This is a genomic window from Paenibacillus sp. 2KB_20 (assembly GCF_052115765.1).
Lineage (GTDB): Bacteria > Bacillota > Bacilli > Paenibacillales > Paenibacillaceae > Paenibacillus_AQ.
In genome coordinates this window covers 145,483-163,403 of the sequence record NZ_JBFRHH010000011.1, presented here as the reverse complement: position 1 = coordinate 163,403, position 17,921 = coordinate 145,483, and the positions used below count along the sequence as shown (strand labels likewise).

The window sequence follows — 17,921 nt, the reverse complement described above, 5'->3', positions numbered from 1 at the left end:
ACACGCTTTTGTAAACGTTTACTATCGATTTCTTCTGATCTGGAAAAAGGAGACACGCGCCATGAAACTCTCTACGATTCAAAGGTGGATATCACCCAGACGAAGTATTCAGGGGAAAATTTTCATTGCGTTCAGTGCGGTTACGCTCGTGTCCATCGTCTCCATTACGGTCATCGTGTATATGAGCATGCGCGAGACGATCATGCAAAATGCGATCACCTCGGTTTCGGACAGCATCAGGCAGGCGGATGAATCACTGAATATGATGCTGGAAGAGATCGACCGGCTGAACACCGTCGTGGTGACCAACAAAAATACGGTGATCGACACCTTACTGAGCCCTCATGAAGAAATTAGCTATGAATGGTTTCAAGAGCAGAAACGGATCGATGAGTTTCTATCCGTGCTGATCGATTACAAGCCTTATATTTCACGGATTGCCGTGGTCGGTTTGAACGGCAAGGTGTTTTTCTCGGGTGGTCCGTGGCTGGACAAGACGGTCTTGGGGACCGGAATGATGGATTACATGCTCCAGAATGGATCGCGTCATGCGTATTTCAAGCAGACCGGGGTGTCGGATGCCATCACGATCGGGCGGGAGATCCGATATAACCGGGAACCGATCGGGGTTGTCATGGTGGATTTGAATTATGATTTCATCCAAAAAACATACGGCGTGAAGCCGACCACCGATAGCATGATCTACGTGCTGGACAAGCAGGGTGGGTTTGTCTATGAGGCCGAATCGGCGCCGTCCTTTGCCCCTTCGTTCGAGAAGATCCTCAGCATCCACGGAGAACTCGCAGGGAATGGGGATGCCATCAAGCAAGCCATTGACGGCAGAGACTACATCGTTGTCAGCCGCCAATCCGGTTATACGGGATGGACTACCCTGGCTTTGATACCGATGGATTCGCTGCTTAGCGAATCGACAAAGCTCCGTAAACTGTTGGCGGAGGTATCGGTTATCGTCTTCATCGTTGTCCTGATCGGTTCGCTGCAGGTATCTTCCCGAATCACCCTTAATATACGGAGGTTGAAGTCATTAATGATGTTTGTGAAGGAAGGGAATCTGACGTTTCCGAGAAAAGAGATAACAAGCGAAGACGAGACCGGGCAGCTGTACCGCGTCTTTATCAGCATGGTGGAGGAATTGAAGCGACTGCTGGAAGGGATCCGGGTCAGCGAGAAGGAGAAGCGGGAGGCTGAGTTAACGGCGCTTCAGGCGCAAATTCATCCCCATTTTTTATACAACTCGCTGAACACGATCAAGTATTTGGCCAAGATGAATGGCGTGCCGAATATCGAAGAGGTGTCCGGATCGCTGATTGAGCTCATGCGCGGCGTTCTGGGCAATTCGAGTGAATTTCTGACGGTGAGGGAGGAGCTGGATTATGTTGAACGCTATATCTCGATCGTGAAGTACAGGTATATGGAGCCGATCCGAATGGTTACCCAGATTGAGGACGACATTTTGCTGGAATGCCGGGTGCTGAAGCTGATGCTGCAGCCCCTTGTGGAGAATGCCATCATTCATGGAATCGGAGCGATGGAGCAGGAAGGGCTCGTGCTGATACGCGTATGCGATGAGGGCAGCGATCTGAGGATTGAAGTGATCGACAATGGCAAGGGCATGACGGAAGGGCAAAGGGCACACCTGCTGGGTGAGACGGGCAAGAAGGGGGAAACCTCCCGTTTTAGCGGTATGGGCGTGCGCAATGTGCATGAGCGGATCGTTCACATGTACGGCGATTCGTACGGTGTCAAGCTGTACAGTGAGCCGGGTTTATATACAAAGGCCGAGATCCGGCTGCCGAAAAAAATGGAGAGTTCGGACAAATCCCGACAAGAGGTGATATAAAGCTATGTTTCAAGTGCTGCTCGTTGATGATGAGCCGCTCGTGCGGCATGATCTGCGAACGTTATTGGACTGGAATGAGCATGGATTCGAATTATGCGGCCAAGCGCATAACGGATTGATGGCCTTGGCCATGATTGAGCAGTCTCCCCCGCATATTGCGATCATTGACGTGAATATGCCCGAAATGAACGGCGTAGAGCTCAACCGGGCGATTAAAGAACGGTTTCCATTCATTCAGACGATTATGCTCAGTAGCTTTGATGATTATGACTACGTGCGGGATTGCCTGAAGAACGGCTCCATCGATTATCTGTTGAAGCATCGGCTGGACGGTGCAGCGCTAGTCACCTTATTAAACAAAGCGGTCCTGGAATTGCGGCAGGAAGATCGGTTGCTGGAAGTACGCATGACTCACGAGGTCAAGACCGAAAGGCCGAGTCCCGTGCTGCTCCGTGATTATATCGTGTATCTCGTTAGCGGGAGGAAGGATGTAACCACGGAGGTGGAAGCTTTTTCACAAAAAAAGCGCCTGTACCCCCACGCCTTAAGCTATGCGGCTGCGGCTGTGCAGATTGTTCCGTTTCTGCTGCTGACGGAGTCATACAGCGACGTGCAAACGAACCGGCTGGTTCAGCAGGTGGTCGATATGATGCAGCAGAGCTTGGGTGATATTCAGGAGCGGACGGCGGCTTACGTGGAGGATGGGCGGTTTATTGTCGTGTTTGCGTTCAAGGAGCGGAGCGAACATGCCATCAAGAATGAGATAGCCGGACGGATGAGGAAGCTTCAGCATGCGCTCGAGCTATTCCTTAATCTAAAATGCGTGGTCTCCGTCGGACATGTATGCACCAGCTTGTCACAACTTGGCTCAAGTTATAGCTCCGCCGAGCGGATGCTCGACGCTTCCACCATGGAGCCGTCCGGAAGCCATGCGGCACCAAGGATGCCGGGCCGGGCGGGGGGACTTGCAGGTGGCAACCATCAGCGCGTATCTTTGACGATCGAGGAACACAAACAGCTGCTGCTTTCGATTGAACGACTGGACATCGAAGGCGTGCACGGTTTAATCGCCTCTGTTTTTGCTTCGATCCGTCATCTTCCGGTCCATTCGCATACGATCCAGATGATCGTCAGTGAGCTCATGCAAACCGGGGATAAGGCGTGGAAGACATGGATGCCATCTGTTGGAGCCGCGAAGGAGAAGCTTCCTTCAAGAAGCGAGCTCGGAAGAATCGGCAGTGTCGGGGAGCTGGTGCAATGGCTGCAATCCTACTATGCGGACTTGCTTGCCCTGCTGAAGCAGCATCGTGCGGCGGGGCCGTATTCCCGCCATGTCACGCAGGCTGTTCATTTTATTCTGGAGAGGTATCCGGGTTATGTCACGCTGGAGCTTGCCGCGGGTGCCATCGGCCTGAACTCTTCTTATTTAAGCCGAATCTTCAAGGAAGAAACGCAGCGAACGTTCTCGGAGTATCTGAATCGGGTTCGGATCGACGCAGGGCGGAAGCTGCTGGAAAGCGGCAAATACTCGATCAAGGAAATCAGCAATCAAGTGGGTTTTACGACCCATAACTATTTTTTCAAAGTATTCAAGGAAATAACGGGGGTGACCCCACAGGAGTATTTGAACCGCTTGGGAAGAGGATAGGACCAAAACCAAGTATTCAGATCGGCAGAAGAGCCGTGCGGGGAGGTCGCCGCTCACAAACCGTAAAATATGTGGAGTAAATGGTCATATTTTTGTAATGGGCCGTCTTGAAGGTTGAATTATAATAATCACACACCAATAGTAAACGCTTACAAATGGCGCTTGGTGAATGAAGGGATATGGGGGTCGCTTATTTATGCGTAAACGCTGGGGAAGAAACGCGGTCATCACAATGATCGCTTCCAGCTTGATGCTGGCTGGATGCAGTTCCGATGGAGGTTCGAAGAAAGAGGCAACACCCGAAGGTACAGAAAATGTGGTTCATGCTACAGGGTTTCCGATTGTAGAGCAGCCCGTGGAGCTTAAGATGTTCACCCGGATTGCACCCGTGAACGGTCCGTTCAAAGAGATGCCGGTATTTCAGGATTACGAGAAATTGAGCAATGTGAAGGTTGAATTCATTGAAGCGCCGACGGATGGCTTCCAGGAGAAGAAAAATTTGTTATTCGCCTCCAACGAGCTGCCTGATGCCTTGTTCCGTTCCGGCCTATCCCCGCTCGAGGCCGTTCGCTACGGATCGGCAGGGCAATTGATTCCGCTGGAAGGCCTAATCGATGAATATGCGCCGAATCTGAAAAAATTGATGGAGCAATATCCCGAAATTCGCTCGGGCATCACGACGCCGGAGGGGCATATCTATGCGATTCCGGGCATTGTAACACTGGGCGCGGCACGGACGGATAAGAAATGGATCAACCAGATGTGGCTGGAGAAGCTGAATCTGGAGGTGCCGGAGACGACGGAAGAATTGTATGAAGTGCTGCTGGCCTTCCGTGACGGGGACCCGAACGGCAACGGTAAACAGGACGAAATCCCGATGACGGCTCGGCTCGGATTGCCGGTTGTGGCCGCAATGAGCGGATCATTCGGACTGGATTCCCAGCTCGGCTATAACGTCAATATCGAGAATGACAAAGTCAGCATCTGGATGGGCAGCGACAAGAATAAAGAGATGCTCATGTACTTAAACAAGCTTTACAAGGAGAAGCTTCTGGATCCTGAGATATTCTCACACACCGAAGCGCAATATTTGGCCAAGCAGGGGTCGGGCAATGCGGGATTCTTCTTCGACCAGACCAACAATAATTTCTTGTCGATCCAGGACCAGTATACCGGAATCGCGCCTCCGGCTGGCCCGAACGGAGATCGGATGCAAAGCCAGGCCTTGCCGATTGCGCGGGATTTTGGAGCCTTTGCCATCACGTCCATTAATAAGTACCCGGAAGTAACGATGCGCTGGATCGACTATTTCTATAGTGACGAAGGATCGACGCTTCTGAGGTTCGGCAGGGAAGGAGAGCATTATGAGCTCAAGGACGGGATTCCGTTCTATACCGAGGATTTCCTGAAGGATATTACCAATCAGGCCAAAATCACGCCTTACGCCGGGGGAGGGGCACCTCATCTCATCAGCGAGCAGGTTTCTTCTTTCATCAATCCGCCGCAGGTACAGGAGGCGCAGCAGAAGCTGGATCCGTTCATGCCGGAGGTTCGTTATGCGGCTCCGATGTTTGATGAGCAAACCGCACAGCAGGTCAACATCCTGCGAAACGATATCGATAAATATTACGAAGAGCAAAGCACGAAATTCATTGTTGGCGCGCTTAGCTTCGACAAGTGGGGAGAATTCCAATCCACGCTCAAGAAGATGAAAGTAGACGAGCTGGAGAAATTGTATCAGGATGCCTATGACAAGATGCAGAAATAATGCTGCTACATCATGGATAAGGAGTGGATGCCCTTGAAGCGTGTCAAAGCCGATACATCAATGGCTCTGCCTCGAAGCGATTCGAGGCGGGGTTCCCGTCTTTTAAGGCAAATGGCCAAGCGATATGACCTGTATCTCATGCTGCTTCTGCCAGTCATCTGGTATCTGGTCTTTCATTATGGTCCGTTGTACGGGCTGCAAATCGCGTTTAAAAATTTTAATCCGGCAAAAGGGATCCTCGGCAGCAGTTGGGAGGGCTTCGGGCATTTCGAACGTTTCTTTGATTCGTATTATTTTTGGCGGCTGCTGTGGAATACGCTTTCCATCAATTTGTTTTCCTTGTTGATCGCCTTCCCGATTCCGATCTTGCTGGCGTTGATCATCAATGAAATACGCAACAAGACTTTCAGCAAATGGCTGCAGAACATTACGTACATTCCGCATTTTATTTCGGTGGTTGTGATTGTTGGCATTCTGAACGTGTTCCTCTCGCCCAATAGCGGTCCGATCAATCTGTTGATTGAGGCCGTCGGCGGTACGCCGATTCGTTTTCTTGAGGAAGCCGGCTGGTTCAAGACCATTTTTATCGGTTCTAACATCTGGCAGAACATGGGGTGGCAGTCCATCATCTATATTGCGGCACTGAGCGGGGTGAACCCGCAGCTCTACGAGGCGGCCAAGATGGACGGGGCGTCAAGGCTGCGGCGCATTTGGCACATCTCTTTGCCGGGAATCGCGCCTGTCGTTATCATTTTGCTTATTTTGGATATCGGCCATTTCATGAACATTGGCTTTGAAAAAATATTGTTGATGCAGAACAACTTGAATCTGGAATCGAGCGACGTCATTTCCACGTTTGTCTACACGACAGGCATTTTAAAGGGAGAATACAGTTACACGGCAGCGATCGGGCTGTTTAATTCGGTCATTAATCTGATCCTGCTGCTGTTCGTAAACCGGATTGCGCGCAAGACGTCAGAGACAAGCTTATGGTAAAAGGGGGAACGCGCCATGTCCAAGCCGTCGACAGTAAAAGAAGCCGCGAATGAGCGGGTATTCGATGTCATTATATACGCGATCGCTGTGATCATTATCGTCATTGTGCTGTACCCGTTGATTTTTATTGTCAGCGCTTCGTTCAGTGATCCGACAAGGGTATTGAACGGCGAAGTTTGGCTGCTGCCGAAAAGCGTCACGCTGGATGCCTATGCGAATATTTTGCAAAACGAAAAGATTTGGATAGGATATCGCAACACGATCTTATATACGATCGTCGGTACAGTGATCAATATTATCATGACGATCTTGGCGGCCTACCCGCTATCGAGGCCTGACCTTCCGGGGCGCAATGCCATCATGGTGTTTATCACGCTGACCATGTTCTTCAGCGGAGGGTTGATTCCAACGTATCTGCTGGTCAAGGATTTGGGAATGGTCGATACGATGTGGGCGCTGATTGTTCCCGGCGCAATCGCCACTTACAATCTGATCGTGATGAGGACCTATTTCCAATCGAGCATACCCTGGGAGCTGCAGGAGGCCGCCCATATCGACGGCTGCTCCAACTGGAGGCTGCTTTTCAGTATCATTCTGCCTCTGTCCAAGCCGATCCTGGCAGTCATGGTTTTGTTTTATGCGGTAGGTCACTGGAATTCATTCTTTAATGCACTCATCTATATTCGCAACGAGAATTTGCACCCGCTTCAGCTGGTGCTGCGCGAAATTTTGCTGATTAGCCAATCTGCTTCCGTGGACGGCAGCGTTGGACTGGAGGATAAAATTTTACTTGCCGAGAGCATCAAATACGCTGTGATTATCGTCTCAAGTTTACCAGTACTGCTGATGTATCCGTTCGTGCAACGGCATTTCGTTAAAGGAGTCATGATTGGATCGATTAAAGGTTGATTTCCGATACCGATCGTACGGGCCAGCCTAAAATTCCTTAGGGAGGTTTTATGTTGAAAACGAACGCAACGATTACCATTGATTGGAGCCGCAAGAGCGAGCATGAGATTAATCCGTATCTGTTCGGTCATTTTGTGGAGGATATCCGGGACCATATGGAGGCGATGCTCGCGTTTCCGCTGAAGGACATGGATTTTGAAAGCGAGGCGGAGACCAAGACGCCAGTATCGGGAAGCTGGCACCCCTATACCAACGGGCGAAACACCGGGTACGCGATGGAAGCCCCGGCACCCCGGCATTCGGGACGCGCCCAGCGCATCCGGATCCTGAGCGATGACGAAGCCTACGCCGGCATCGCGCAGAAAGCGGCATTAAAGGGTCCGATGAAGTATACGGTCCGGCTTGTTGCCCGCGCTTCCATTGAGCTTCAATACGTGAGGGTCGAAGCCGTGGATCGGCGCACGGAAGAGTCGCTTGGTCAGCTTCGCGTGGAGCTGGGCAGCCACAACTGGCTGGAATACGAGGGAGAGCTGTCCATAACGCGCGCTTGCAGCGATGCCGAGATCCGGGTGTATGTTCCGGCCGAGCATCCAAGGTGGATCGATCACGTATCCACCGGCATGCTCTGGATCGATCACGTGTCCCTGCTGCCGATCGATAGCATCGCCATGGTGAAGCGTGAAGTGATCGAGATGACGAGAGGACTGAATGCGGGCATGATGAGGCTCGCGGGCAATTACATCAGCGCATACCATTGGGAGCACGGCATCGGCCCGGTTCTGGAGCGACCGGTCATGTACAACGAGGCTTGGGGAGGATGGACCAGCAAATATTTCGGCACCGACGAATTCATCCGCTTTTGCCGCGAGCTGCAGGTGGAGCCTTTGATATGCGTGAACGATGGATCGGGTACCCCTGAAGAAGCTGCGCAGTGGATCGAATACTGCAATGGGAGCGTTGATACGCCGATGGGAGCTCTGCGAGCCCGAAACGGTTTCCCTGAGCCGTATAACGTCAAGTATTGGGAAATCGGTAACGAAGTATGGGGCCAATGGCAGGTCGGCACTTGTACGGCAGACCGGTTTGGCGAGCGGACGATCTCGTTTGCCAAGGCCATGAAGGAGGCGGACGCTTCCATTGTGCTGCTGGCCTGCGGTCATTACGACCAGGAATGGAACCGAACCGTGTTGGACCTGGCAGGCGAGTATATGGATTATTTGACGCTGCATTTGTATCACGGCTACGGACCTTTCGGCATGAACCGCGAAACGCCGGCGGAGGAACGCTATAAGGCGATTGCCTCTTATCCCGAGTGGACCCGGCACCATATCCGTCAGACGACGGAGTTGATCCGATCCCAGTCGAAGCACAGCCACGTGAAGCTGGCGATCACCGAATATAACACGATGTACTATCCGAATACGGTGCGAAAAGGGCTGCCGAACGAACATACGCTGGGAGCCGCAGTGGCCAATGCCGCCAACCTGAACGAAATGATTCGCTGCAGCGACATGGTGCATATCGGCAGCTTCTCCGATCTTGTTAATGGCTGGCTCGGAGGATGCATACGGGTCGGGGACTACTATGCGGATCAGTATTGCGGCAAGGAGCCCGGATGGAGCGGGCTTCCGCTCACGATATACGGGACGCCGACCTATGAAGTGTTAAAGCTTTACGCGAATCGGGACGTCCGGCGTATTCTCCCCGTCCAAGCGGAATGCGGAACTTTCTCCGTGGCATCAAGCAAGAAGACGCCTGTGGAGCTTGACGCGCTTTTGGACCTGGACATTGTGGCCGGGACGAATGACGACGGCAGCAAAGTAACCGTATTTATCGTTAACCGAAGTCTGGAGGAGGTAAGGGCCGTACTTGATTTGCAGGCCTTCGAGGCTTCCGGGGAAACGATTCTGTATGAAATCACCGGCAATTCTTACGATGATATTAACTCCGTATTCCAGCCGGATCATATTGTGTGCAAGGAAAGCAGGGTGCCGGTAGAAGCATGGCGCCAAGGTTACAATTTGCGGCCTTCATCCGTTTACGCGCTTGAATTCAAAGCGAGTGTATAGTGGCGGAAGGTACAGAGGAATGATGTAAGCTCCATAACAAATCGTTGCACCAAAAAAGTCGGACTGCGCTGGCAGTTTCCGGCTTTTTGTGGTGCAGGTGGATGGTTTAGGCTCCGCCTGGATCATGATAGATGACCCTGCAAAGGAAAACGGAATTATAAAGGATTCATCGTTTAACTTATTTTGGGGAAGTGTAAATACAGACTAAACACAAGGATGGGGTGATTGAGATGTCAAACGAAACCGTAGTGAACCAGGAAGCGGTCGAGACCGTGAAGGATATTATCAAGGATATCGAAACGGCGATGTTCTCCACGATATCGGAGGGAGGGATCAATTCCAGACCGATGCAAACGCAGGATATCGAATTCGACGGCGATTTGTGGTTCTTAACGAAGAGGGATACCAGCAAATATCAAGAAATTATGGCTAATCCCAACGTCAATGTCGCTTATGTCGGCAACTCCTATGTATCGATTCGGGGAACGGCCGAAGTCGTGGATGACCTTGAGCGGAAAAAGGCGCTTTGGAATGCGGCATATGAGAAGTTTCTGCAAACGTCCTACGACGATCCCAACATTATTCTGATCAAGGTGGATACAGATACTGCGGAGTATTGGGAAACCGGAAACAAAACGAAAACGGTCAAAGCCTCCTTCAAGAAAATGGTGGGCCAAGAGCCGAAGGGTGACTCGGATATAAACAAAACCGTAGATCTCCATGGATAACGAAATACGTAACAACATGATGGAAAAACCGCAGGATCCAGCCACGATCCTGCGGTTTTTTCCTGTAAGTTGAACCAGCCTGCACGGATCCCTCTAGACGAATGCCATTATGGTTATGAATGGATGAACAATAGATGAAGCGTACATTTTAATACATAACAGGGCATATTTAGTACCACGAAGGAATATACCTCATCAAACAAGTGAGAATTATGTGAATTCGTGCTGAAACCCGCACTCAAACCATAATGTGCAACTGGATGGTTTGAGCGCTGCCATGATATAATTTTTTCATAAATATGAAAAATAGATTCCAGGAGAGGAGGTAGTACATTGGGAAGGCGTTATTGCAAATGGATCAAACTGCGGAATTAGGCTGTAATATTCTCATCTGCGAACTACCTCTTTTTCATGGAAATATCGTATATAGACATGACCTGTTCTGATGCACAACATATGGCCTTTAATTCAATCTGGAGGTGAATCCCTCTGAAGAGGGAAATCATTGGACATTATTACCATCACTAATTTAATCATACTTGCCATACTGATTGCGTTGACCGCTTTTTTCGTAGCGTCCGAGTTTGCTATCGTTAAAATCCGCATGTCGCGGATCGATCAATTGATAACGGAAGGAAACAAAAAGGCGGTTGTTGCCAAAAAGGTAGCCGGGGATCTCGATTACTATCTCTCGGCCTGCCAGCTCGGCATTACGGTTACAGCGCTGGGGCTCGGGGCCATCGGCAAGCCGGCCGTTGAACGTTTCATGTACCCGGTATTCGATTGGTTTGACGTATCGGCTTCAACGGCCTCGATTGCCTCTTACGCCATTGCGTTTATTCTCGTGACATTTTTGCATGTCGTGGTGGGGGAGATGGCGCCCAAGACCTTGGCTATTCAATTCTCGGAAAAGACGACACTGCTCCTTGCAGCCCCGCTGTATTGGTTCGGAAAGCTGATGTATCCGTTCATTTGGGCGTTAAATGGAGCCTCGCGCGTGCTGCTTCGTTTGTTCGGCGTGAAACCTACGCCCCATGAGCAGGCCTACTCGGAAGAGGAACTGCGCATCGTCATGGCGCAGAGTTTTCAGGGTGGCGAGATCAATGAGACCAAGCTGGCTTACATGGAAAACGTGTTTTCGTTTGATGAGCGGGTGGCTAAAGACATTATGGTACCGAGAACGGATCTGATCACACTTGATAAAGGCATGAAACACCCGGACATCGTCCGCATTCTGGATGAGCACAACTATACGCGGTACCCTGTCATCGAGGACGGCAGCAAGGATCGGGTGGTTGGCGTCGTCAACGTCAAAAGGATGCTGCCCCACATCGTGGCCGGACGAGACCGCAAGCTGGAAGAATTCGTTCGGGATCTCCCGGTCGTCCTTGAATTTACGCCGATCCAGGATGCCATGCTGAAGATGCAGCAGGAGCAGATGCATATGGCTTTGGTGATTGATGAATACGGCGGTACGGCGGGGATTCTGACTCTGGAGGATATCTTGGAAGAGATCGTAGGGGAAATTCGCGACGAATTCGATGAAGATGAAGTAGCGGATATCCGCAAGATCGGTGAACGGGAATACCTGATAAACGGACGGGTTCTCTTGGAGGAGCTTGAGAAGCGCTTCGGCTTGGTATTCGAGGATAACGAGGAGATGGATACGATCGGCGGCTGGATACAGTATCAGAAAGGCACGACGGCTCAAGACGGCGATGAGATCCAGCATGGCGAGCATGTATGGGCCGTAGCCGAAACGGATAATTTCCAGATCAAACACGTCATTCTCAGACACGGGTGATCAAGGGCATAGCGTGATCCTGTGTACATTCAGACCATATCTTTTTTGGAGGTGAATCCCTCGCAAGAGGGAAATCATTGGACGGAATAATCGTGTTAAATTTATTTTTGGTAGCTGTGTTTATAGGACTGACTGCATTTTTCGTGGGTGCCGAATTCGCCATCTTGAAGGTGCGGCTGTCCCGAATCGATCAATTGATCGCAGAGGGGAATAAACGGGCGGTCACGGCCAGGAAGGTAGCCCATGAGCTGGATTACTACTTGTCCGCTTGCCAGCTTGGAATCACCATTACGGCCCTCGTGCTCGGCGCGCTGGGCGAACCGACCGTCGAAAGAATGCTGCATCCGCTGTTTGATCGATTCGACGTGCCGGCGGCGGTGGCAACGGTACTCTCTTATGCCATTGCGCTTGGGATCATTACGTTCCTGCACGTCGTCATCGGGGAGCTGGCACCTAAAACATTAGCGATCCAATTTGCCGAGAAAATGACGTTACTGCTGGCATCTCCCTTGTATTGGTTCGGGAAGATCATGTATCCGTTTATCTATGCACTGAATGGAGCTTCGCGTCTTCTGCTTCGATTATTCGGCGTAAAGCCGGCAGGGCATGAAACGGTCCATTCCGAAGAGGAATTGAAGTGGATCGTGGATCAGAGTTACGAGAGCGGCGAAATTAACCAAACCGAAATGGGTTATTTGACCAATATATTTGCTTTTGAGGAGCGCACCTTGCGGGAAATCATGGTCCCAAGAGATCGCATCGTAACATTAGAACGAGGGTGGCCCCTTGCCAATATCCTTGAAGTTCTCGGCGAGTACGACTATACCCGTTACCCGGTGACGGAAGCGGGACGCGCAGAGGATTTCATCGGGTTTATCAATACGAAGGAGATGCTGACGGGCATAGCGGCCGGAAGAAACTGCAGCGTGAATGACTTTATTCATAACATGCCGCGTTTTCCGGAATCGTCTTCGATCAAGGACGTCCTGATCAAGATGCAGCAAATCCGCGTTCATATGGCCGTCGTCGCGAACGAATCCGGCGCGGCAATTGGGCTGGTGACGATGGAGGATATCCTGGAGGAAATCGTGGGCGACATTCGGGACGAATCGAATCGTCACGAGCTGCAGGGTGCACAGGCCTAAGCGATGGCGAATTAGCATCGGGCACGATCTAAGAATATGAAAATGCCATTTGCACCGTTCGGTGGTGAGAGGGCATGATCTTGAATCATGGAAAGAGCAGCTTCTAATCTTAGAAGCTGCTCTTTGTATTTGTTTTATAGAGGGGTTTTAGCGTGCTGCTCCCATCGTAAAGCTGAAGCTATACGTTCGGTTGGAGGGCAGCGTGAACGCTTCATGGATTGGCGCTCCCCAGCTGTCGTCGCCGCCTACGCCCATTTGCTTGTAGTTGATGCGCAGGACGGTTTTATCGCTTGGCGGGAGCTTGTACACATGGTCGCTCCCCTCCAGTTCATCCGGCGTCCACGGCAGGGCGCACACCTCCATAAAGGAGGAGCTTTCGAATCGTAGACCTTCCCCGCTGCTTCCTTCGGTAAGGCTCGCGAAGCGGACATCCGTTTTGTTCCCGCATTCTTGAGGTCTCAGATAAGGAACGAACTGATCGGCTGCTTTTCCCGTGTATCGACCGATTTTGGCCCCCGTCTTCCGGTCCCAATAATTATCATGAGGTCCCCGGCCGTACCAGCTGAGCATATCGAGACCTTCATCCAGCAAGAACAGCATGCCAATTTCCGGAATGTCAGGCAAGCCGCTGCCTGGGACAAAGGTTTCTTGCACGCGGATGGTTCCATCCGGGAAGATTCGATACTCCAAGGTCAGTCTGGATATAGGAGCGGTCTCGATCTGATAGTGACTGGAGACCACGACGGCAGGACCTTCCGTGTGCCAGCGCAGAGCCAGCAGCTTCCGCTGATCATGGGCCGTTTTCCATACGCCGCAGCGTTCGGGGAGCCGGTTGCCCAGATCGTTATCGGTTACGGCCCGCCAGAAATTCGGTCTGGCCGGTGCGAGCAGGTATTCCTTGCCGGATCGCGCGTAAGATGCCAGATCACCGGTGCCAAGGTGGAAGCGTAACGAAACGGCAGGACCCATGATGAGAAGCTCTTCATCCGACTCGGTAACTTCTAGGATCTCCGCGTTTGAAAGAGAGTCTGTTTCCGATTGGCTCGCTATATAAGGCGTTAGCGCGAACTGCTCCCAAGCCTCTTCATGTCCTGCGGGTGCCCACTTGGCGCTCTCCTTCCGAACCAGGGAGACGGTGAGAATCGTTTCTTTTCCATCGTTCTTTATAGGAGAATAAGGAACCTTGATTTCGGTATGGTCACCGGGCTGGAGTGAGAGCTGGAGCGTGCCGGATTGGCTTTCTTCTCCGTTCAGTTGGATCTCCCATTTTACAAGATACTGATCGAGATTAGTGAACAAGAAACGGTTGCTGACCCGAATCCGGCCTGCGGCAGGGTCCAAACATTCGAACTTGACGTTCTGGTAGCATTTTTTCACTTCGTCTAGCTTGGGGGTTTTGCTGCGGTCGGCGAAGATCAGGCCGTTTCCGCTGAAATTGCCGTCATGCGGCGTTTCGTTAAAGTCCCCACCATACGCTAAATATTCGATACCATCGGCCGTTTGGGTGCGGATCGCTTGATCGATCCAGTCCCATATAAAAGCTCCCTGTAAAATGTCATACTTCTCAAACAGCTCCCAATACAGGTGAAGCCCGCCGCAGGAATTGCCCATCGCGTGACTGTATTCGCAAATGATATAAGGCTTGCTCGGGTTGCTGATTGCATACTTCTCCACTTCCTGAGGTTTTGCATACATGGTGGACTCCATATCGCTAGCCGCCTCGGACGCCCTGTAATGAAAGATCCCTTCATAGTGAACGAGCCGCGACGGATCGGCCTCCTTCAGGAAATCGTGCATCGCAATGAAGTTGTCGCCTCCGAAGGATTCGTTGCCAAGCGACCAGATGATGACGGAGGGGTGATTCTTGTCTCGTTGAAACATCGAATTGCAGCGGTCCAAAACGTTGTCCCGCCACTCGAGCTTGCTGCCGGGGACCGTTTCTTTCAGTTCCTGCTGCCCATACTCCCACGTTCCGTGCGTCTCTAGATTCGTCTCATCGATCACATATAATCCATATTCATCGCAGAGGTCATACCATACAGATTGATTCGGGTAATGGGAAGTCCGTACCGCATTGATGTTATGCGTCTTCATCAGCTCAATATCGGTGATCATGTCTTCGCGGCTAAGCGCCCGTCCGGTATCCGGGGAGAATTCATGCCGGTTCACGCCTTTGAACAGAATGCGCTGACCATTAATCCGCATCAATCCGTCCTTCAGCTCGAAGCGGCGGAAGCCGGTGCGGCAGCTTACGGCCCCAAGGCAAACTCCGTCCGTGTCCTTTAATGCCAGAACGACGGTATACAGATAAGGCGATTCCGCGCTCCATTTTTTAGGTTCGGGTACGTTCATGCTAAGGGTGAAGGTGCTCTCCTCCATAATGTAATCCGCTATGGTGAACGTTTGTTTCCGAACCAGCTGACGGTCCTGGTCGTATAGAAGCGCCTCAAGCTGAAGCTTGTCCTTATCAATGGTTTCATGAAAGTAATTCGTAACGGCTGCATCGATCTCCAGCTCGGCATCTCGGTATTCGTCATCCAGAACCGGCCGGACGAAGAAATCGGAGATATGGACGGCAGGGACGGTATAGAGGTAGACCTCGCGGAAGATCCCGCTAAGCCTCCAGAAATCCTGATCCTCGAGCCAACTCGCATCACACCAGCGATACACTTCAACAGCCAATTTATTCTCGCCTTCAATCAGATAGGGGGTAATGTCGAACTCGGCCGGCGTAAATGTATCTTCGCTGTATCCGACCATCTCGCCGTTCACCCATATATAGAAAGCGGATTCAACACCTTGGAAGCTAATATAAACGGGCTGCTCCTTCCATGTGTCCGGTACCGTGAATTCACGGATGTAGGAGCCCACGGGATTGTATCGTGTTGGCGCGAAGGGGGCTTTCAATTCAGGCTCCGATTCGGACCAGGGGTATCTAACATTCGTATATTGAGGATAGTCATAGCCTTGAAGCTGCCAATGGGAAGGGACGGGCATATCGGCCCAGCTGCTGGAATCATAATCGGTCTCGTAGAAATGTTGGATGCGCTTGTCAGGGGTTTCGGCAAATGCAAACTTCCACATCCCGTTCAATGACTGATACCAGGGAGACATGGAGTGGGCATGGCTCAGCGCCTCAGACTCCGACGGGAACGTCATCATGTAAGCATGGGCTTTGTGGCGGTTTAGCTGAAAAATATTCGGATTATTGTTCCATTCGGGATAACCGTTTGCAGGTGACTGGTAAATGAATTTGGTACGCAATGTGCTCAGCTCCTCCTAAATTATGGTTTCCTTCTACTGCCAGTATAGAGGTTAACTCGGTCCAAGAGTATAAGGAAGTTGCATTTTTCTCTTAAAAACGACAGCCGGATTACACACCAGAGCGGTCAGCAGAGGTGAACAGAGCCTTTTTGCAGGAGTCAGGCTGTATCTTGATGTGCGTGATCGCCTCTAGGCTGTTTACATTTGAGAAGGTTCATGAAACAATGGTTAGTAAATGATCATTCACTAACTGTAGGGAGGCAATCACGCATGGTAAGACCTCGCGAATTTCAAGATGAGGCTATCTTCTACGGTGTCTACCAGGCACTGTCCAAAAAAGGATACGGTCAAGCAGCATTAACCGACATCACGCATGAAGTGAATATTTCGCCGGCAGCCTTAATGAAGCGATTCGGTTCGAAGAAGAATTTGTTCCTGGCCTATAGCGATTATGTTATTGAACTAACCAGGCATGCCTTCCAGGAGGCCAGCCTATCCGATCAATCCAGACTTGATGCACTAAAGGCCGTGTTTAAGCATGCGGTTTTACATATGAAAGATCCTGTTGAATTGGCTAACCATACTTCCTTCTATCTGGAAGGGACGAATGATCCGGATTTGTTGGAGAAGACCCGGTACCGACTGCAGCTGATCGATGAGTTTACCCGGCAGATGCTCAGCCAGGCGATTACGAACAAAGAAATCGCTGAATGCGACGTGGTTATGGTTAGCAGGGTACTGCAAGCCTCCATCAGCGGGGCTATGATGATCTGGATTAAAGAATCAAACCGAACGTTGGATGAACTGTTTGATGAGTGCTTTCAGGTGATATTTGCTCCGTTATGGAATGTCGGTACGCAATCATTTCAAATATAGCAAGGAGGATGGTTATATGCCGATTTTCAAAGGAAGGGAAGTCGATCTGTACTATGAAGTAAAGGGAGAAGGAAAACCGCTTGTTTTTACGCATGGGGCCTCATGGAATCATGAACAATGGCAGCCGCAAGTCGATTATTTCTCTCGTCAGTACCAAACCGTGGTGTGGGATGTTCGGGGGCATGGTTCGTCTTCCTTGCCGGACGGCAAGGTGGACTCGGAGGATTTTAGCAGGGATTTGGCGGATCTGCTAAGTCATCTGGGCATCGAGAAAGCGATCCTTTGCGGGTTATCCCTGGGTGGGCATATTTCGCTGCAGACTGCCGTTCGCTATCCTGGCAAGGTTGCAGCCCTGGTACTGATCGGCACTCCGTTCACGAATGCGTTCAATTGGTATGAGCGAATGTTCGTGCCGCTAAATCGCTGGTCAAGTTACTTGATGCCGATGTCCTTATCGGGAAAAATGCAAGGGAAAATGCTATCCAAGTACAATAAGAGCAATCAAGCTTATATAGAGAAAGCCTTTCGTTCCATCCCGCATTCCAACTGGGTTCTGATATGGGATGCGGTGACCCAGATGGAGAGCACGCAGGATCTGCATAAGATCCATTGTCCAACCTTGCTTCTTCAAGGAGAGAGCGACACGATGATCCGAAGGCAGCAGGAATACATGCAGGAGAGAATTGCGAATTCGCGATTAAGAATCATCCGGAACGCTCACCATGCAACGAATTTGGATAACCCGGATGAAGTCAATGAAGCCATCTCTTCATTTCTGACAGAGAACGCGATGTAGACTATCCTATTTGCGTCTTGGATCCGCGTAGTTTCTGCAGCGCGGATTTTTTTGCGA

The 17,921-nt window shown here is 51.0% G+C and carries 12 protein-coding genes; 11 read left to right on the top strand and 1 reads right to left on the bottom strand.

Going from position 1 to position 17,921, the window contains the following annotated elements:
* Window positions 1-61: 61 nt before the first annotated feature.
* From AB4124_RS26000 to AB4124_RS25960, 9 genes are all read left to right on the top strand, one after another.
* Entirely contained in the window at window positions 62-1,861 is a 1,800-nt protein-coding gene (locus AB4124_RS26000) for a sensor histidine kinase (RefSeq protein ID WP_430110983.1), read from the top strand.
* Window positions 1,862-1,865: 4 nt separating this feature from the next.
* On the top strand, window positions 1,866-3,509 hold the full coding sequence (locus tag AB4124_RS25995) for a response regulator transcription factor (protein WP_441974631.1): 1,644 nt from the start codon (window positions 1,866-1,868) through the stop codon (window positions 3,507-3,509).
* Between the two features lie 196 nt (window positions 3,510-3,705).
* Complete coding sequence (locus AB4124_RS25990; protein ID WP_441974630.1) at window positions 3,706-5,277, top strand: extracellular solute-binding protein; 1,572 nt, start codon at window positions 3,706-3,708, stop codon at window positions 5,275-5,277.
* A gap of 27 nt (window positions 5,278-5,304) precedes the next feature.
* Window positions 5,305-6,273 (top strand): ABC transporter permease, encoded by a 969-nt coding sequence (locus AB4124_RS25985; RefSeq protein WP_371860458.1) that lies wholly within the window; start codon window positions 5,305-5,307, stop codon window positions 6,271-6,273.
* A 15-nt stretch (window positions 6,274-6,288) separates the two neighbouring features.
* Window positions 6,289-7,182 (top strand): carbohydrate ABC transporter permease, encoded by an 894-nt coding sequence (locus AB4124_RS25980; protein WP_441974629.1) that lies wholly within the window; start codon window positions 6,289-6,291, stop codon window positions 7,180-7,182.
* Window positions 7,183-7,235: 53 nt separating this feature from the next.
* Window positions 7,236-9,251, top strand: coding sequence for an alpha-L-arabinofuranosidase C-terminal domain-containing protein (locus AB4124_RS25975; RefSeq protein ID WP_441974648.1), 2,016 nt, complete (start codon window positions 7,236-7,238; stop codon window positions 9,249-9,251).
* 230 nt (window positions 9,252-9,481) lie between these two features.
* A complete protein-coding gene (locus AB4124_RS25970; protein ID WP_441974628.1) occupies window positions 9,482-9,979 on the top strand; it encodes a pyridoxamine 5'-phosphate oxidase family protein in 498 nt (165 codons plus the stop codon).
* A gap of 505 nt (window positions 9,980-10,484) precedes the next feature.
* Window positions 10,485-11,783: a hemolysin family protein gene (locus AB4124_RS25965; RefSeq protein ID WP_441974627.1), complete on the top strand. Its 1,299-nt coding sequence runs from the start codon at window positions 10,485-10,487 to the stop codon at window positions 11,781-11,783.
* A 77-nt stretch (window positions 11,784-11,860) separates the two neighbouring features.
* Window positions 11,861-12,928: a hemolysin family protein gene (locus AB4124_RS25960; protein ID WP_441974626.1), complete on the top strand. Its 1,068-nt coding sequence runs from the start codon at window positions 11,861-11,863 to the stop codon at window positions 12,926-12,928.
* Window positions 12,929-13,075: 147 nt separating this feature from the next.
* On the opposite strand, the gene AB4124_RS25955 is transcribed toward AB4124_RS25960, so the two are convergent.
* A complete protein-coding gene (locus tag AB4124_RS25955) occupies window positions 13,076-16,192 on the bottom strand; it encodes a glycoside hydrolase family 2 TIM barrel-domain containing protein (protein ID WP_441974625.1) in 3,117 nt (1,038 codons plus the stop codon).
* Window positions 16,193-16,462: 270 nt separating this feature from the next.
* Between AB4124_RS25955 and AB4124_RS25950 the strand changes: the two genes are divergently transcribed.
* Both AB4124_RS25950 and AB4124_RS25945 read left to right on the top strand, forming a co-directional pair.
* Window positions 16,463-17,068: a TetR/AcrR family transcriptional regulator gene (locus AB4124_RS25950; RefSeq protein WP_441974624.1), complete on the top strand. Its 606-nt coding sequence runs from the start codon at window positions 16,463-16,465 to the stop codon at window positions 17,066-17,068.
* A 16-nt stretch (window positions 17,069-17,084) separates the two neighbouring features.
* Window positions 17,085-17,864 carry an alpha/beta fold hydrolase gene (locus tag AB4124_RS25945; RefSeq protein ID WP_441974623.1) on the top strand — a complete coding sequence of 260 codons (780 nt, stop codon included), beginning with the start codon at window positions 17,085-17,087 and terminating at the stop codon, window positions 17,862-17,864.
* Window positions 17,865-17,921 lie beyond the last annotated feature (57 nt).